The sequence below is a fragment of the Streptomyces sp. NPDC042102 genome (assembly GCF_055582305.1).
Window position 1 is genome coordinate 892,458 of record NZ_JBVJDL010000003.1, and the last position, 16,830, is coordinate 909,287.

Consider the following 16,830-nt stretch of genomic DNA (forward strand, 5'->3'; position numbering starts at 1 on the left):
CCTCGGCGCCCAGCCCACGAAACACCGAGGCCGCCGGCACCGCCTCGTACGGACCGCCCACAGCCGTCGCCCGCCGTCCGCTCCGAGTTGCGGGCCGCACCCCCATGGGGTTGCGTCGGAGGTGGAAGGGGGGACGTGGGCGGGGCGGGAGGTGGGCCACCGTGTTCTTCACCGACCGCGACGACGCGGGACAGCGACTCGCCGTGGCGCTGCGGGCGTACGCGTCCCAGAACCCCGTGGTCCTGGGGCTGCCCCGGGGCGGGGTCCCGGTGGCGTTCCACGTGGCGCGGGCGCTGGGCGCGCCCCTCGACGTGATCGTCGTGCGCAAGCTGGGGGTCCCGTACCAGCGTGAGCTGGCCTTCGGCGCGATCGGGGAGGGCGGCGTACGCGTGATCAGCGACGACATCGTCCGGCGCGGCCGGCTGCGGGAGGAGGACCTGCGGGCCGTCGAGCGCGAGGAGGAGGCGGAGCTCGTACGGCAGGCCCGGCGCTTCCGCGAGGGCCGGCCGCGACGGGAGCTGCGCGGCCGCACGGCGATCGTGGTCGACGACGGCATCGCGACGGGCGCGACGGCGGCGGCCGCCTGCGCCGTCGTACGGGCGCAGGGCGCGAGCCGGGTGGTGATGGCCGCCCCCGTGGCCCCGCCGGACGCGGTCGCCCGGGTCGGCGCGGCGGCGGACGAGGTGGTGTGCCTGGACACCCCGCGGGCGTTCTCGGCGGTCGGCCAGTTCTACGAGGACTTCTCCCAGACCTCGGACGAGGAGGTGATCGCCCTCCTGACCGAGGCGGCCCAAGCCCCACCCGACCCCGACCCGGACCCCGAAGAAGTCGAGATCGAGATCGAGACCGAGCCGGGCCCCCTCCACCTGGCCGGAACCCTCACCCTCCCCCCGACCCCGCCGGCGGTCGTGGTGTTCGCCCACGGCTCCGGCAGCAGCCGCCTCAGCCCCCGCAACCGCTCGGTGGCCGCCGCCCTGAACCAGGCGGGCCTGGGCACCCTGCTCTTCGACCTGCTCACCCCGGCCGAGGAGACGGACCGGGCGAACGTCTTCGCCATCGACACCCTGGCCGAACGCCTGACCCGGGCCACGGACTGGCTGCGTGCCCGCACCTCCGCACCCCTCGGCTACTTCGGCGCGAGCACGGGCGCGGCGGCGGCGCTGCAGGCCGCCGCGGCCCCCGCCGCGGACCTCATGGCCGTCGTCTCCCGCGGCGGACGCCCCGACCTCGCGGGCCCCCACCTCGCGTCGGTCCGCGCCCCGACCCTGCTGATCGTCGGCGGCGCCGACACGACGGTCCTCGCCCTCAACCGCGACGCCCAGCAGGCCCTGCGCTGCGAGAACCACCTGGCGGTGATCCCGGGCGCCACCCACCTCTTCGAAGAACCGGGCGCCCTCACGGAGGTGGCCATCCTGACGACGTCATGGTTCCTGACCCACGTCCCGCGCTAACTCCGCTCCGGCCCCCCGGCTTTGGCAGGCGCCGACGGCAAGCCGGTGGCCGGGCCCGACTACCGGGTCGACGTCTGGGACCGGTACAACTGGGACGAGGGCAAGGCGCTGTCGGCTCCAGACGAGCCCGGGCACGCAGGCGAACGCAGTGACCCGGGGCGCCATGCCCGCGACGGCGGAGGGGATGTCGACCGATGAACGGGCCGGCGGCTCCGGCCGGTGCCGGGAGACGGAAGCCCTGGCAGCGGCGCCTCGCCATCGGCGCCTGGGTCTTCTCGGGCCTGTGCGTTCTCGGTGCCCTCGGCGCGGTCCTGTGGGGCATGTACAAGTTGCGGGAGCCTGCCGAACAGGAGAGGCGGGCGTGCTGTTGGGAGGAGAACGCCACGCCCGAGTGGACGGCGGGCATGTTGGGCCTGCGGGTACCGGAAACGGCCACCGACCGGCGTGCCGGGCTCCACACCAACGTGCAGTACGACGCCGCGCTGCTCGCCTTCACCGTGACGACCGCGGAGGCGGACCGCAGCGACGGCTTCACCCACCTCGGCCTCCCCGAGCCCGAGACCCTTGTCGATGGTCTGCGCAGCACCAGTGTCTGCCCGCGTGAGGTGCAGACGCCGGAAAGCGCCGCGCTCCGCCTGTGCGCGAAGATCCACGCGCACGAGTTCCGGCCCGGCGTCACGCGCATCTACATCTGGGCCGGCAGCGACGCGGCCATTGCGAAGCCACCGGCCTGACCACGGGGTTGCACCTTCGCGTTTTCCTGGCCGAGCAGGGCAGTTGTGGCGAGCTCCAGGCCGCTCGTGGCCGCACAAACGCGAAGACCCCGTCTCAGCGAACTCGCTGATGGCGGGGTCTTGTGGCACTTCCTGCGAAGTGCCCCCGGCAGGATTCGAACCTGCGCACACGGCTCCGGAGGCCGTTGCTCTATCCCCTGAGCTACGGGGGCGTGTCGTTCGCTGTGCGGCGACGGGTTGAACACTACCAGCTTCCACGGGGTGATCAGGAACCGGTTTGTGGGGGAAGGAGGGAGTGGGTCGCCCGGAGGGGGTGGAAGTGGCAAAAACCCGGACGCGGGGGCCGCGGCGGACCTACTCTCGAGTTGTGCCAGGCGCCTCGGGCCGGGTGCTTGTTGTCGACGACAACAAGGTCATCCGGCAACTGATCAGGGTCAATCTCGAGCTGGAGGGCTTCGAGGTCGTGACCGCGAACGATGGTGCCGAGTGCCTGGACATCGTTCACCACGTGAACCCCGACGTGATCACCCTTGATGTGGTCATGCCGCGCCTGGACGGGTTCGGGACCGCCGAGCGGCTGCGGTCGGATCCGCGGACCCGGCATCTGCCCGTGGCCATCGTCAGCGCCTGTACGCAGCACGAGGTGGAGACCGGGATCGCGGCCGGCGTCGACGCGTTCCTCGCCAAGCCCTTCGAGCCCGCCGAGCTCGTCCGGCTCGTCCGGCGGCTCATGGAGCGCAAGGGCGGTGTTCACATGGCGAAACCGGTTCGCGTTCGGGGGGACCTTCTCCCCTAGGCTGGTCCCGTGACCCCCGCCGATCTCTCCCGCACCGTCGTGCGCGCCGTGCGCCGCGCCGTCGAGGACGGGGAGCTGGTCGCCGAGGTGCCCGCGCGCGTCGTCGTGGAGCGGAGCCGGCCCGGCGGGGTGGGGGAGTACGCCAGCCCCGTCGCGTTCCAGCTCGCCAAGGGGGGCGACCGCGCGCCCGCCGACGTGGCGCGGGTGCTGGCCCGGCGGCTCGGCGCGGAGCCCGGGATCCGGGCCGTGGAGATCACCGGCGCCGGGTTCCTCAACTTCGTGCTCGTGAGCGGCGGATGCGGGGACCTCGTACGGAACGTGCTGGAGCAAGGGCTCCGGTATGGGTATGGGTACGGGGCTGTTCCCGTGGAGCCTTTCCAGTGGGACGAGGGTGTCGAGCCGCGCTCGCGCGTCGTGCGCGAGGCCGTGGTGCGGCTCGTGCGGTCCCAGGGGGGTCAGGGGGATGCGGACGGGTACGGACCGCTGACCATCGCCCCCGTGGCGCGGGGTGACGGGGACGTCTTCGCGCGGTTCGGGGCGGACGGTGCGCGGTGGGGGATGCTCACCGTGCCCGCCAGGGAGACGCCCGTCCTGTCGGCGCGACTGCTGCTCCAGGACGAGAGCAATGATCTCTTCCGGGTGCGGTACGCCCATGCCCGGGCCCGTGCGCTCCTGCGGAACGGGCCGCTGCTCGGCGTCGATGTCGATGTCGAGTGCGGGGAGGTGCCCGCGTCCTCGGGTTCCCGCGAGCTGCTGCGGCTGCTCGGGGAGTACCCGCTCGTCCTGGAGGCCGCCGCCCACCACCGGGCCCCCGAGCAGCTCGCCCGCCACCTCGTCCTCGTCGCCGACGCGCTCCTCGACTTCCAGCACCACGTGCTGCCGCTCGGCGACGAGAAACCCTCGGCCGCCCACCGCGCCCGGCTGGCCCTTGCCGAAGCCGCCGGGACGGTGCTGGCCGGCGGCCTGGCCCTGCTTGGTATCGGCGCACCCGAGTACCTCTGAACCAGTTAGAGAGATGTCATGAGTCGTTCCGCACACCCCGCCGGGCCCCGTCACGCCGCCGATCTCCCCGAGGGCCACTACTCGCCGCCGCCCGCCGACCTCAACCTCCTCGACGAGAAGGTCTGGGCGCGCACCGTCCGGCGCGGCGACGACGGCGTGGTCAGCGTCGGCGGGATCGAGGTCACGCGGCTCGCCGAGGAATTCGGGACCCCCGCCTATCTGCTCGACGAAGAGGACTTCCGGCAGCGCTGCCGGGCCTGGGCGACCGCCTTCGGGAAGGACGCCGACGTCTTCTACGCCGGAAAGGCGTTCCTCTCCAAGGCCGTCGTGCGCTGGCTGAAGGAGGAGGGACTCAACCTCGACGTGTGTTCCGGCGGGGAACTGACCACGGCCCTCGCCGCCGAGATGCCCGCCGACCGCATCGCGTTCCACGGGAACAACAAGTCCGGCGCCGAGATCCGCCGCGCCGTCGAGGCCGGCGTGGGCCGTATCGTCCTCGACTCCTTCGAGGAGATCGTCCGCGTCGCGCACATCGCCGCCGAGCTCGGGGTCCGCCAGCGCGTCCAGATCCGCGTCACCGTCGGCGTCGAGGCCCACACCCACGAGTTCATCGCCACCGCCCACGAGGACCAGAAGTTCGGCATCGCCGTCGCGGGCGGCGTCGCCGCCGAGGCCGTACGCCGCGCGCTCGGCCACGACAGCCTCGAACTGATCGGCATCCACTCCCACATCGGCTCGCAGATCTTCGACATGGCCGGCTTCGAGGTCTCCGCCAAGCGCGTCGTGCAGCTGCTGGCCGCCGTACGCGACGAGCACGGCGTCGAGCTCCCCGAGATCGACCTCGGCGGCGGCCTCGGCATCGCCTACACCTCCGAGGACGACCCCCGCGAGCCCCACGAGATCGCCAAGGCGCTCACCGAGATCGTCGCCCGCGAGTGCGAGAGCGCCGGGCTGCGGGCGCCGCGCATCTCCGTCGAGCCCGGCCGCGCCATCGTCGGCCCCACCGCCTTCACCCTCTACGAGGTCGGCACCGTCAAGCCGCTGGAGGGCCTGCGGACGTACGTCAGCGTCGACGGCGGCATGTCGGACAACATCCGCACCGCGCTCTACGACGCCGAATACAGCGTCGCGCTCGTTTCGCGCCGTTCCGACGCCGAACCGATGCTTTCCCGCGTCGTCGGCAAGCACTGCGAGAGCGGTGACATTGTCGTACGCGACGCATTCCTGCCCGCGGACATCGCTCCCGGTGACCTGATCGCCGTACCGGCCACCGGCGCGTACTGCCGCTCCATGGCCAGTAACTACAACCACGCGCTGCGCCCGCCCGTCGTCGCCGTGCGCGACGGTGCGGCCCGTGTCGTCGTCCGGCGCGAGACGGAGGAAGATCTCCTGCGACTCGACCTCGGATGATGAAATTGCTGTCTCACTCCATGGACCGAGGGTGGAAACTGGTGTCCAGTGAGTGAGACTGGTTCACACCCGGACCGCAATTCCGCGGCCCGGGGCTGATTCGTAAGATCGAAAGGCTTAGGTCGAATGATGCGTTCGCGTCCTCTGAAGGTGGCGCTGCTGGGCTGTGGAGTGGTCGGCTCAGAGGTGGCGCGCATCATGACGACGCACGCCGACGACCTCACAGCCAGGATCGGGGCGCCCGTCGAACTGGCGGGCGTCGCCGTCCGGCGGCCCTCCAAGGTCCGCGAGGGCATCGACCCCGCCCTGGTCACCACCGACGCGACCGCCCTGCTCAAACGCGGTGACATCGACGTCGCCATCGAGGTGATCGGCGGCATCGAGCCCGCCCGCACCCTCATCACCACCGCCTTCGAACACGGCGTCTCCGTCGTCTCGGCCAACAAGGCGCTGCTCGCCCAGGACGGCGCCGCGCTGCACGCCGCGGCCGAGCAGCACGGCCTGGACCTCTACTACGAGGCCGCCGTGGCCGGCGCCATCCCGCTGGTCCGCCCGCTGCGCGAGTCCCTCGCCGGCGACAAGATCAACCGGGTGATGGGCATCGTCAACGGCACGACGAACTTCATCCTCGACAAGATGGACTCCACCGGCGCCGGCTACCAGGAGGCGCTCGACGAGGCCACCGCCCTGGGGTACGCCGAGGCCGACCCCACCGCCGACGTCGAGGGCTACGACGCCGCCGCCAAGGCCGCGATCCTGGCCGGCATCGCCTTCCACACCCGGGTCCGCCTCGACGACGTCTACCGCGAGGGCATGACCGAGGTCAGCGCCGCCGACTTCGCCTCCGCCAAGCGCATGGGCTGCACCATCAAGCTCCTGGCCATCCTGGAGCGGGCCGCCGACGGCCAGTCCGTCACCGCCCGCGTGCACCCCGCGATGATCCCGCTCAGCCACCCGCTGGCATCGGTCCGCGAGGCGTACAACGCCGTCTTCGTCGAGGCGGAGGCCGCCGGGCGGCTCATGTTCTACGGCCCGGGCGCGGGCGGCTCGCCGACCGCCTCCGCGGTCCTCGGCGACCTCGTCGCCGTCTGCCGCAACAAGCTCGCCGAGGCAACGGGGCCCGGCGAGTCGGCGTACACCCAGCTGCCGGTCAGCCCCATGGGCGACGTCGTCACCCGCTACCACATCAGCCTCGATGTGGCGGACAAGCCGGGTGTCCTCGCCCAGGTCGCGACCACGTTCGCGGAGCACGGGGTGTCCATCGACACCGTCCGGCAGCAGGGCAAGGATGGCGAGGCCTCCCTCGTCGTCGTCACCCACCGCGCCCCCGACGCCGCCCTCTCCGGCACCGTCGAGGCCCTGCGGAAGCTCGACACCGTCCGCGGTGTCGCCAGCATCATGCGTGTTGAAGGGGAGTAAAGGACCCATGACCACGAATCGCACCCACCAGTGGCGCGGCATCATCGAGGAGTACCGGGACCGGCTTCCGGTCACGGACACGACCCCCGTGGTCACGCTCCGCGAGGGCGGTACGCCGCTCGTGCCGGCGCAGGTCCTGTCCGAGCGCACGGGCTGCGAGGTGCACCTCAAGGTCGAGGGCGCGAACCCCACCGGTTCCTTCAAGGACCGCGGCATGACCATGGCGATCACCAAGGCCAAGGAGGAGGGCGCCAAGGCGGTCATCTGCGCCTCCACCGGCAACACCTCCGCCTCCGCCGCCGCCTACGCGGTGCGCGCCGGCATGGTCTCCGCCGTGCTGGTCCCGCAGGGCAAGATCGCGCTGGGCAAGATGGGCCAGGCCCTCGTGCACGGCGCCAAGATCCTCCAGGTGGACGGCAACTTCGACGACTGCCTGAACCTGGCCCGCGCGCTCTCCGACAACTACCCGGTGGCGCTGGTCAATTCGGTGAACCCGGTCCGTATCGAGGGCCAGAAGACGGCCGCGTTCGAGATCGTCGACGCGCTCGGCGACGCGCCGGACATCCACGTGCTCCCGGTCGGCAACGCGGGCAACATCACCGCGTACTGGAGGGGGTTCAAGGAGTACAAGGCCGACGGCCTGGCCTCCCGCACCCCCCGCGTCTGGGGTTTCCAGGCCTCCGGCTCCGCGCCCATCGTGCGCGGCGAGGTCGTCAAGGAGCCGCACACCATCGCCACCGCGATCCGGATCGGCAACCCGGCCTCCTGGGACTACGCGCTCGCGGCCCGGGACGAGTCGGGCGGCTTCATCGACGAGGTGACGGACCGTCAGATCCTGGCCGCCTACCGCCTGTTGGCCTCCCAGGAGGGCGTCTTCGTCGAGCCCGCCTCGGCCGCCTCCGTCGCCGGTCTGCTCAAGGCCGCCGAGCTCGGCCTGGTCGACCCCGGCCAGAAGATCGTATGCACCGTCACCGGCAACGGCCTGAAGGACCCCGACTGGGCGATCGCCGGCGCTCCGCAGCCGGTCACCGTTCCGGTGGACGCCGAGGCCGCCGCCGTCCGCCTCGGCCTGGTGTGACGACGTAACCGCCGCCGGGTTCCGGACGCCTCCGGAACCCGGCAACTCGGCCCGTACGACGACAAAAGCGGGTGCGGGCCCCGCGACACGCATCGTGCGCCTCCTGTGCGCCCTATGTCGCGACAGAACCTTCCTTCGATACGCTGTACTTACACCCACCACCGCGCAGCATGACGCGGTGCTGCCCCGTGGGCCTTCGGGTGTCCTGCGTTCTCCAGTACATTCACAGCGAAAGATCTCGCAGCGAAGATCTCGCACAGTCACAAGGAGTGTCATCGAGCGATGGCCGGTCCAGCGTTCCGCGCCGCCGCCGTACGGGTGCGCGTCCCCGCCAGCAGTGCCAACCTCGGCCCGGGCTTCGACGCCCTGGGCCTGGCCCTGGGGCTCTACGACGACGTGGTCGTCCGGGTGGCCGATTCCGGCCTGAACATCGACATCGCGGGCGAGGGCGCCGACACCCTGCCGCGCGACGAGAGCCACCTCCTCGTACGTTCCATGCGCACCGCCTTCGACCTGCTGGGCGGACAGCCGCGCGGCCTGGAGGTCGTCTGCGCCAACCGGATCCCGCACGGCCGTGGCCTGGGTTCCTCGTCGGCCGCGATCTGCGCCGGCATCGTGGCCGCCCGCGCCGTGACCATAGGCGGCGAGGCCAAGCTCGACGACGCCGCGCTGCTGGAGCTGGCCACCGAGATCGAGGGACACCCCGACAACGTCGCCGCCTGTCTCCTCGGCGGGTTCACGCTCGCCTGGATGGACGGCGGCAGTGCCAAGGCGATCCGGATGGAGCCCGCGGATTCCATCGTTCCGGTGGTCTTCGTCCCCTCGCGGCCCGTGCTCACCGAGACCGCGCGCGGCCTGCTGCCGCGTACGGTCCCGCACGTGGACGCGGCCGTCAACGCGGGCCGCGCGGCCCTGCTCGTGGAGGCCCTGACCAGGCGCCCGGAGCTGCTGCTGCCCGCCACCGAGGACCGGCTGCACCAGGAGTACCGCTCGCCGGCGATGCCCGAGAGCGTGGCGCTTGTGAACCGACTGCGGGCGGACGGAGTGCCCGCGGTCATCTCCGGCGCGGGACCCACGGTCCTCGCGCTGGTCGACAACGGTGCGGCCGACAAGGTCGCGCAGCTCGCGGGCGAGGGATGGGCGGCCAACCGGCTCGCACTCGACGCCGTGGGCGCCAGCGTGCTTCCGCTGGGAACCCAGGGCGGCTGAGCCGTCCGGGACGGGCGGCCGGGCAGGCCGCCCGCGCGGAAGCGCGCGATTGCCGGTGAGTGAGAGGGGGAATGTCTGTTGGATCCGGTAGTGTTAACCTCAAGTACGCATCAGAAGCCGCAAGGGCTTGATGCTCAGTGTCCCCATCAGGGACCACCCTTCTTCCGGGAGCCTCCCCAACTGCTTTGATCGCTGCCAGGCAGTTTCGAGCACGCTCCGGAATCGGCGTGTCACATTCCCACGCTTCTTGAGCTGGGGGCTTCGCGCCGGAACCCATGCACGTATTTTTCCGCCGTATTGCACATATCCGGCGGACCACCGCCCCGGCACGGTCCACACCTAGGACCGAGGTCGGACAGCACAACCGGTCGCCGAGCCAGACAGGCCGACGTCCGCTCCAGGGAAGGACCCTTCGTGAGCGACACCACCGATCTGATGGGCGTTGCCGACACCTCTGTCGACACCAGCGCCCCCGCTGCGGGCGCCGCCGCACCCAAGCGCCGCCGCTCCGGCACCGGCCTCGAGGGCATGGTTCTCGCCGAGCTGCAGCAGGTCGCGTCCGGCCTCGGTATCAGGGGCACCGCGCGGATGCGCAAGAGCCAGCTGATCGAGGTCATCAAGGAGGCGCAGGCCGGTGGCGGCAGCGCCCCCAAGGCCGCGGACTCCGCCGCCACCGCCGAGGCCAAGCCGAAGCGACGCGCCACCAGCAAGGCCCGTACGGGCGAGACCGCCGAGGCGCCCGCCGCCGAGAAGCCGGCCGCCGTCGCCCAGCAGCAGATCGACATCCCCGGCCAGCCGGCCGGTGGCGCCTCCCGCGCCGGCGAGGCCGAGCGCGGGGCGGACGAGGCCCCGGCCGGCGAGCGCCGCCGCCGGCGCGCCACCGCGCCCGTCGGCAGCCCGGAGTCGGCCGCCACCGCGGCCACCACGGTCGTCGAGCCCAAGACCGAGGCCGCCGTCGTGGCCCAGCCCGAGGCCAAGGCCGAGGCCGCCACCGCCGTTTCCGCCCCCGCGGAGACCGGCGAGGGCCGTACCCGCCGCGACCGCCGCGACCGCGGTGAGCGGGGCGAGCGCGGGGACCGCCAGCGCGACCGCCGCGACCGCAAGGGCGACGACCAGGCCCAGGGCGGCCAGGCCGGCCAGGGCGGCGACCGCCAGGGCCGCCAGGACCGTCAGGACCGCCAGCAGCAGGGCGGCGGCCGCGGTCAGGGCCAGGGGCAGCAGCAGCGTGACAACGGTCCGCAGGACGACTTCGACGACGAGGCCGGCCGTCGCGGCCGGCGCGGCCGCTACCGCGACCGCCGCGGGCGTCGCGGGCGCGAGGAGTTCGGCCCGGCGGAGCCGCAGGTCGCCGACGACGACGTGCTGATCCCCGTCGCGGGCATCCTCGACATCCTCGACAACTACGCGTTCATCCGGACCTCCGGCTACCTGCCCGGCCCGAACGACGTGTACGTCTCCCTCGCCCAGGTCCGCAAGAGCGGCCTGCGCAAGGGTGACCACGTCACCGGTGCCGTGCGCCAGCCCAAGGACGGCGAGCGCCGCGAGAAGTTCAACGCCCTGGTGCGCCTGGACTCCGTCAACGGCATGGCGCCCGAATCGGGCCGCGGCCGCCCGGAGTTCAACAAGCTCACCCCGCTCTACCCGCAGGACCGGCTCCGTCTGGAGACCGACCCGGGCGTGCTGACCACCCGCATCATCGACCTCGTGTCGCCGATCGGCAAGGGCCAGCGAGGCCTGATCGTGGCCCCGCCGAAGACCGGCAAGACCATGATCATGCAGGCGATCGCCAACGCGATCACCACCAACAACCCCGAGTGCCACCTGATGGTCGTCCTGGTCGACGAGCGTCCGGAAGAGGTCACCGACATGCAGCGGTCGGTGAAGGGCGAGGTCATCTCCTCGACCTTCGACCGCCCGGCCGAGGACCACACCACCGTCGCCGAGCTGGCCATCGAGCGCGCCAAGCGCCTCGTCGAGCTGGGTCACGACGTGGTCGTCCTGCTGGACTCCATCACCCGTCTGGGCCGCGCGTACAACCTCGCGGCGCCCGCCTCCGGCCGCATCCTGTCCGGTGGTGTCGACTCGACCGCGCTGTACCCGCCGAAGCGCTTCTTCGGTGCCGCGCGCAACATCGAGGACGGCGGCTCGCTGACCATCCTGGCCACCGCGCTCGTCGAGACCGGCTCGCGCATGGACGAGGTGATCTTCGAGGAGTTCAAGGGCACCGGCAACATGGAGCTCAAGCTCGACCGGAAGCTCGCCGACAAGCGCATCTTCCCGGCCGTCGACGTCGACCCGTCGGGCACCCGCAAGGAGGAGATCCTCCTCAACAGCGAGGAGCTCAGCATCGTCTGGAAGCTGCGCCGGGTGCTGCACGCGCTCGACTCGCAGCAGGCCATCGAGCTGCTGCTCGACAAGATGAAGCAGACGAAGTCGAACGCCGAGTTCCTGATGCAGATCGCCAAGACGACCCCGTCGGCCGTCAACAACGACTGACCGTCCGCCTCGGCGCCGTACGACCGTAGGCCCGTACGGCTCGTCGTACGGAGACCGCCCCCACCGCAGCCGCGGCGGGGGCGGTCTCCGCGTTACGGGGGTGTGCGCCGGCCGCGCCGCGCCCGCCGGCGAAGGTCACAAAGCCACAACGGAACCTTTGCCGGGGTTGCGCCGTCTGTCTGAGAGACGAACGGGGGCCATGGGCCGTCGGCTGGGAACCAGGGACGGGGATTGAGGAGAGCATGAGCGAGGACAGCACGGGCCGTGGCCGCCGCGCCGCGGGCCACCGCCGCAAACCGCCCCGGCGCCGGGCGCTGCGCGTGGTCGCGTGGACGGCGGCGGGGGTGGTGGTCCTGGGCGGAGCGGGCCTCGGCTACTTCTACGTGAAGCTGAACGGCAACCTCAAGAGCGTCGACATCGACGCCGCCCTCGGCAAGGACCGCCCGCAGAACCTCGACAACGGTTCCCTGGACATCCTGGTCCTCGGCTCCGACTCCCGCGACGGCGCGAACGCCGAGTACGGCACGGACGACGGCGGCTCGGCCCGCTCCGACACCGCGATGGTCGTCCACGTCTACGAGGGCCACAAGGCGGCGAGCATCGTCTCCATACCCCGGGACACCCTCGTCACCCGCCCCGCCTGCACCATGGCGAACGGCAAGACGAACGCCGGCGGCACGCGCCAGATGTTCAACGAGTCGTTCACCATCGGCGGTGCCGCCTGCGCGGTCAAGACCGTCGAGAAGATGTCGGGGATCCGCATGGACCACTACATCGAGGTCGACTTCACGGGCTTCAAGCGCATCATCGACAAGCTCGGCGGCGTCCGGGTGACCACCACCAAGCCGATCAAGGACTACGGCAGCCACCTCGACCTCCCGGCGGGCAGCCACACACTGAACGGCGAGCAGTCCCTGGGCCTGGTCCGCACCCGCAAGACCATCGGCGACGGCAGCGACCTGGGCCGAATACAGGTCCAGCAGGCCTTCATCAAGGCGCTGATCAAGCAGGTCAAGAGCATCGGGGTCTTCGACGACCCCAAGCGGCTGCTCGACCTCGCCGACACCTCCACCAAGGCGATCACCACCGACAGCAAGCTCGGCGACGTGAAGTCGCTGATGAGCTTCGCCGCGGGCCTCAAGGGCATCGACTCCTCCAACATGCACATGATCACGCTGCCGGTGGGCCCCGACCGGATCGACCGCGACCGCGTCGCCCCCCTCGCCAAGGAGGGGGCCCTGGTGTGGGACGCGCTCCTCAAGGACCAGCCGATCCCGCCCGCCGCCACCGAGAACTCCGCAGGTGACAAGGGCAGCACCGGCGGCCTGGTGCAGTAGCCGGCCACGGCCCCCCGTCGGCGCCCGGAAGATCGCGGAATAGATGCCGGCACCGCCCGGTTGACAGGGGCGTCCCGGAATTTTGTAAGGCGGCCCGGTCCTGGCAGACTGGTACGTCGGCCCCGGTTCACGCATGGAGCAATTCCGCGTCCTGCGACCCGGCGCCCTCCCGAAACTAGGAGACACCTTGAAGCGCGAGATCCACCCCGAGTACGTCGAGACCCAGGTCAGCTGCACCTGTGGCGCGTCGTTCACCACCCGTAGCACCCTGACCGAGGGCACCATCCGTGCCGAGGTCTGCTCCGAGTGCCACCCGTTCTACACGGGCAAGCAGAAGATCCTCGACACCGGTGGCCGCGTGGCCCGCTTCGAGGCCCGCTTCGGCAAGGCCGCGGCCAAGAAGTAGCGCGACCCTGGCGCCGGTCACCGGCCGCCCCCTGTCCATCCGGGGGCGGCGGGACCGGCGCCTTTGTCGTCCCGCAGCCACGCCAGCAAGCCCGCACCCACTTTTCACCCCAGGAGCCCCCGATGTTCGAGGCGGTCGAGGAACTGGTCGGCGAACACGCCGACCTCGAGAAGAAGCTCGCCGACCCTTCGGTCCACTCCGACCAGGCCAACGCGCGCAAGCTCAACAAGCGCTACGCGGAGCTGACCCCGATCATCGCGACCTTCCGGGCGTGGAAGCAGTCGGCCGACGACATCGAGACGGCGAAGGAGTTCGCCGCCGACGACCCCGACTTCGCGGCCGAGGTCAAGGAGCTCACCGCGCACCGCGAGGAGCTCACCGAGAAGCTGCGCCTGCTGCTGGTCCCCCGCGACCCCAGCGACGACAAGGACGTGCTCCTGGAGATCAAGGCGGGCGCGGGCGGCGACGAGTCCGCCCTGTTCGCCGGCGACCTGCTGCGCATGTACCTGCGCTACGCCGAGCGCGTGGGCTGGAAGACCGAGATCATCGACTCCACCGAGTCCGAGCTCGGCGGCTACAAGGACGTCCAGGTCTCCGTCCGCACCAAGGGCGGCAACGGCGCCACCGAGCCCGGCCAGGGCGTCTGGGCCCGGCTGAAGTACGAGGGCGGCGTGCACCGCGTCCAGCGCGTGCCGGCCACCGAGTCGCAGGGCCGCATCCACACCTCCGCCGCGGGCGTGCTCGTCACCCCCGAGGCCGAGGAGGTCGAGGTCGAGATCAACGCCAACGACCTGCGCATCGACGTCTACCGTTCCTCGGGCCCCGGCGGCCAGTCCGTCAACACCACCGACTCGGCCGTCCGCATCACTCACCTGCCCACCGGTGTGGTCGCGTCCTGCCAGAACGAGAAGAGCCAGCTCCAGAACAAGGAGCAGGCCATGCGTATCCTTCGTTCGCGACTGCTCGCGGCCGCCCAGGAAGCCGCCGAGCAGGAGGCCGCCGACGCCCGCCGCAGCCAGGTGCGCACCGTGGACCGGTCCGAGAAGATCCGTACGTACAACTTCCCGGAGAACCGGATCTCGGACCACCGGGTCGGCTTCAAGGCGTACAACCTGGACCAGGTGCTCGACGGTGAGCTCGACCCCGTGATCCAGGCGTGCGTCGACGCGGACTCCGCCGCCAAGCTGGCGGCCGCCCAGTAGGACCCGGCACGGCCGTACGATCCCGTACGGCCGTGACCCCCGCACCACCCCCGTACGACAGCAGCCCGGAGGACCAGCGTGAACTTGCTGCTTGCCGAGGTGGCCCAGGCCACCCAGCGGCTGGCCGCCGCCGGCGTGCCCTCACCGCGCTTCGACGCGGAGGAGCTCGCGGCCTTCGTGCACGGCGTCAAGCGGGGGGAACTGCACCACGTCAAGGACGCGGACTTCGACGCCCGCTACTGGGAGGCCGTCGCCCGCCGCGAGGCCCGCGAGCCGCTCCAGCACATCACCGGGCGGGCCTTCTTCCGCTACCTGGAGCTCCAGGTCGGCCCCGGCGTCTTCGTGCCCCGTCCCGAGACCGAGTCGGTCGTGGACTGGGCCATACAGGCCGTACGGGCCATGGACGTGGTCGAGCCGCTGATCGTGGACCTGTGCACCGGATCCGGCGCGATCGCCCTGGCGATGGCCCAGGAGGTGCCGCGCAGCCGCGTGCACGCGGTGGAGCTCTCCGAGGACGCCCTGCGCTGGACGCGCAAGAACGCCGAGGGCTCGCGCGTCACCGTCCACCAGGGCGACGCGCTCAGCGCCCTGCCGGAGCTGGACGGCCAGGTCGACCTGGTCATCTCCAACCCGCCGTACATCCCGCTCACCGAGTGGGAGTACGTCGCTCCGGAGGCCCGCGACCACGACCCCGAGATGGCGCTGTTCTCCGGCGAGGACGGCCTGGACACCATCCGCGGCATCGAGCGCACCGCCCACCGGCTGCTGCGGCCCGGCGGCATCGTCGTCATCGAGCACGCCGACACCCAGGGCGGCCAGGTGCCCTGGATCTTCGCGGAGGAGCGGGGCTGGGCCGACGCGGCCGACCACCCGGACCTCAACAACCGCCCGCGCTTCGCGACCGCCCGCAAGGCCATGCCGTGACCCGCGCGCCCCTGCCCGCCACCCCCCTGCTGCACGAGGAGAACCGCTGATGGCCCGGCGATACGACTGCAACGACGCGACGGACCGCACGACGGGTCTGCGTGAAGCGGCATCGGCCGTGCGCCGCGGCGAGCTCGTCGTCCTGCCGACGGACACGCTGTACGGGATCGGCGCGGACGCCTTCAGCCCGGAGGCCGTCCACGACCTCCTCGCCGCCAAGGGCCGCGGCCGCGGGATGCCCACCCCGGTCCTCATCGGCTCCCCGAACACCCTGCACGGCCTGGTCACCGACTTCTCCGAGCAGGCCTGGGAACTCGTCGACGCGTTCTGGCCGGGCGCGCTGACGCTGGTCGCCAAGCACCAGCCGTCGCTGGCGTGGGACCTCGGCGACACCGGCGGCACGGTGGCCGTCCGCATGCCGCTGCACCCCGTGGCGATCGAGCTGCTGACCGAGGTCGGCCCGATGGCGGTGTCCTCGGCGAACCTGACGGGGCAGCCGGCCCCGGAGGACTGCGACGCGGCCCGCGAGATGCTCGGCGACTCCGTCTCCGTCTACCTGGACGGCGGGCCGACGCCCGGCATCCAGCCGTCGTCGATCGTCGACGTCACGGGCAAGGTTCCGGTCCTGCTGCGTGAGGGAGCGCTGTCCGCCGCACAGCTGCGGGAGGTCGTACCCGACCTCGAGGTGGCCCCGTGAGCCCTCAGGGGCGTGGCATAGCTGGGGGAGACGCCTTCCGCATCCTCCACGTCAGCACCGGCAACGTGTGCCGCTCGCCGATCACCGAGCGGCTGACGCGGCATGCCCTGAGCCACCGGCTGGGCGGTGCGACCACCAGCGACCTGATCGTGGAGAGCGCGGGCACCTGGGGCCACGAGGGCGCTCCGATGGAGGCGAACGCCGCGGCCGTCCTGGCGGACTTCGGCGCGGACGCCTCCGGCTTCACCGGCCGCGAGCTGCTGGACGAGCACGTCATCCGGGCCGACCTGGTCCTGACGGCCACCCGTGACCACCGCGCCCAGGTCATCTCGATGGGCCACTCGGCGGGTCTGCGGACCTTCACGCTGAAGGAGTTCACGCGGCTGGTGCGCGCCATAGATCCGGCCACCCTGCCGCCCCTGGACGACGGCATGGCCGAACGCGCGCGGGCCCTGGTCCGCGCCGCGGCCGCCCTGCGCGGCTGGCTGCTGGCGCCGAACGCCGACGCCGACGAGGTCTACGACCCGTACGGCGCCCCGATCACGTTCTTCCGCTCGATCGGCGACGAGATCAACCAGGCCCTGGACCCGGTGGTCACGGCCCTGACGGGCGTCACGGCCCCGCGCTGACGGGTGTCAGGGGCCCCGTCCGGATCCGCCCCGTCCGACG

15 protein-coding genes and 1 tRNA gene are annotated in these 16,830 nt (G+C 71.8%); 15 read left to right on the plus strand and 1 reads right to left on the minus strand.

Translation table 11 applies throughout. The features are described 5' to 3' along the window. Nucleotides 1–161 precede the first annotated feature (161 nt). On the plus strand, nt 162–1,451 hold the full coding sequence (locus tag ACZ6KO_RS17395; protein ID WP_469304801.1) for a phosphoribosyltransferase family protein: 1,290 nt from the start codon (nt 162–164) through the stop codon (nt 1,449–1,451). A 194-nt stretch (nt 1,452–1,645) separates the two neighbouring features. Further along, nucleotides 1,646–2,185, plus strand: a complete 540-nt coding sequence (locus ACZ6KO_RS17400; RefSeq protein WP_469304802.1) for a hypothetical protein — start codon at nt 1,646–1,648, stop codon at nt 2,183–2,185. A gap of 140 nt (nt 2,186–2,325) precedes the next feature. On the opposite strand, the gene ACZ6KO_RS17405 is transcribed toward ACZ6KO_RS17400, so the two are convergent. Then, nucleotides 2,326–2,397 (minus strand) — tRNA-Arg (locus ACZ6KO_RS17405). 107 nt (nt 2,398–2,504) lie between these two features. Here ACZ6KO_RS17405 and ACZ6KO_RS17410 point away from each other — a divergent pair. From ACZ6KO_RS17410 to ACZ6KO_RS17470, 13 genes are all read left to right on the plus strand, one after another. Beyond that, the gene (locus tag ACZ6KO_RS17410; RefSeq protein WP_469305005.1) at nt 2,505–2,981 is read left to right on the plus strand and encodes a response regulator; all 477 of its coding nucleotides are present in this window, start codon (nt 2,505–2,507) and stop codon (nt 2,979–2,981) included. Between the two features lie 9 nt (nt 2,982–2,990). Next, nucleotides 2,991–3,983 (plus strand): ArgS-related anticodon-binding protein NrtL, encoded by a 993-nt coding sequence (gene nrtL, locus ACZ6KO_RS17415; RefSeq protein ID WP_469304803.1) that lies wholly within the window; start codon nt 2,991–2,993, stop codon nt 3,981–3,983. A gap of 18 nt (nt 3,984–4,001) precedes the next feature. After that, nucleotides 4,002–5,393, plus strand: a complete 1,392-nt coding sequence (gene lysA, locus ACZ6KO_RS17420; protein WP_469304804.1) for a diaminopimelate decarboxylase — start codon at nt 4,002–4,004, stop codon at nt 5,391–5,393. Between the two features lie 129 nt (nt 5,394–5,522). After that, a complete protein-coding gene (locus ACZ6KO_RS17425) occupies nt 5,523–6,812 on the plus strand; it encodes a homoserine dehydrogenase (RefSeq protein WP_469304805.1) in 1,290 nt (429 codons plus the stop codon). A gap of 7 nt (nt 6,813–6,819) precedes the next feature. Beyond that, complete coding sequence (gene thrC, locus ACZ6KO_RS17430) at nt 6,820–7,890, plus strand: threonine synthase (protein ID WP_469304806.1); 1,071 nt, start codon at nt 6,820–6,822, stop codon at nt 7,888–7,890. Nucleotides 7,891–8,172: 282 nt separating this feature from the next. After that, nucleotides 8,173–9,099 carry a homoserine kinase gene (gene thrB / locus ACZ6KO_RS17435; protein ID WP_469304807.1) on the plus strand — a complete coding sequence of 309 codons (927 nt, stop codon included), beginning with the start codon at nt 8,173–8,175 and terminating at the stop codon, nt 9,097–9,099. Between the two features lie 414 nt (nt 9,100–9,513). Continuing rightward, complete coding sequence (rho, locus tag ACZ6KO_RS17440; protein ID WP_469304808.1) at nt 9,514–11,595, plus strand: transcription termination factor Rho; 2,082 nt, start codon at nt 9,514–9,516, stop codon at nt 11,593–11,595. A gap of 242 nt (nt 11,596–11,837) precedes the next feature. Then, nucleotides 11,838–12,932, plus strand: coding sequence for an LCP family protein (locus ACZ6KO_RS17445; RefSeq protein ID WP_469304809.1), 1,095 nt, complete (start codon nt 11,838–11,840; stop codon nt 12,930–12,932). A 187-nt stretch (nt 12,933–13,119) separates the two neighbouring features. Next, nucleotides 13,120–13,338 carry a 50S ribosomal protein L31 gene (gene rpmE / locus ACZ6KO_RS17450; RefSeq protein WP_046909139.1) on the plus strand — a complete coding sequence of 73 codons (219 nt, stop codon included), beginning with the start codon at nt 13,120–13,122 and terminating at the stop codon, nt 13,336–13,338. 122 nt (nt 13,339–13,460) lie between these two features. Continuing rightward, nucleotides 13,461–14,540 (plus strand): peptide chain release factor 1, encoded by a 1,080-nt coding sequence (gene prfA, locus ACZ6KO_RS17455; protein ID WP_469304810.1) that lies wholly within the window; start codon nt 13,461–13,463, stop codon nt 14,538–14,540. A gap of 78 nt (nt 14,541–14,618) precedes the next feature. Next, complete coding sequence (gene prmC / locus ACZ6KO_RS17460) at nt 14,619–15,464, plus strand: peptide chain release factor N(5)-glutamine methyltransferase (RefSeq protein ID WP_469304811.1); 846 nt, start codon at nt 14,619–14,621, stop codon at nt 15,462–15,464. Nucleotides 15,465–15,513: 49 nt separating this feature from the next. Beyond that, nucleotides 15,514–16,161, plus strand: a complete 648-nt coding sequence (locus ACZ6KO_RS17465) for an L-threonylcarbamoyladenylate synthase (RefSeq protein WP_401454143.1) — start codon at nt 15,514–15,516, stop codon at nt 16,159–16,161. Beyond that, on the plus strand, nt 16,158–16,790 hold the full coding sequence (locus ACZ6KO_RS17470; RefSeq protein WP_469304812.1) for an arsenate reductase/protein-tyrosine-phosphatase family protein: 633 nt from the start codon (nt 16,158–16,160) through the stop codon (nt 16,788–16,790). The genes ACZ6KO_RS17465 and ACZ6KO_RS17470 overlap by 4 nt, the downstream gene beginning before the upstream one ends. The last annotated feature ends 40 nt before the right edge of the window (nt 16,791–16,830 follow it).

What these genes read in the sequence shown, in the direction of transcription:
- ACZ6KO_RS17400 (WP_469304802.1), top strand. Translation starts at nt 1,646, where the DNA reads ATGAACGGGCCGGCGGCTCCGGCCGGTGCCGGGAGACGGAAGCCCTGG.
- lysA (WP_469304804.1), top strand. Translation starts at nt 4,002, where the DNA reads ATGAGTCGTTCCGCACACCCCGCCGGGCCCCGTCACGCCGCCGATCTC.
- ACZ6KO_RS17425 (WP_469304805.1), top strand. Translation starts at nt 5,523, where the DNA reads ATGCGTTCGCGTCCTCTGAAGGTGGCGCTGCTGGGCTGTGGAGTGGTC.
- thrC (WP_469304806.1), top strand. Translation starts at nt 6,820, where the DNA reads ATGACCACGAATCGCACCCACCAGTGGCGCGGCATCATCGAGGAGTAC.
- thrB (WP_469304807.1), top strand. Translation starts at nt 8,173, where the DNA reads ATGGCCGGTCCAGCGTTCCGCGCCGCCGCCGTACGGGTGCGCGTCCCC.
- ACZ6KO_RS17445 (WP_469304809.1), top strand. Translation starts at nt 11,838, where the DNA reads ATGAGCGAGGACAGCACGGGCCGTGGCCGCCGCGCCGCGGGCCACCGC.
- prfA (WP_469304810.1), top strand. Translation starts at nt 13,461, where the DNA reads ATGTTCGAGGCGGTCGAGGAACTGGTCGGCGAACACGCCGACCTCGAG.
- ACZ6KO_RS17465 (WP_401454143.1), top strand. Translation starts at nt 15,514, where the DNA reads ATGGCCCGGCGATACGACTGCAACGACGCGACGGACCGCACGACGGGT.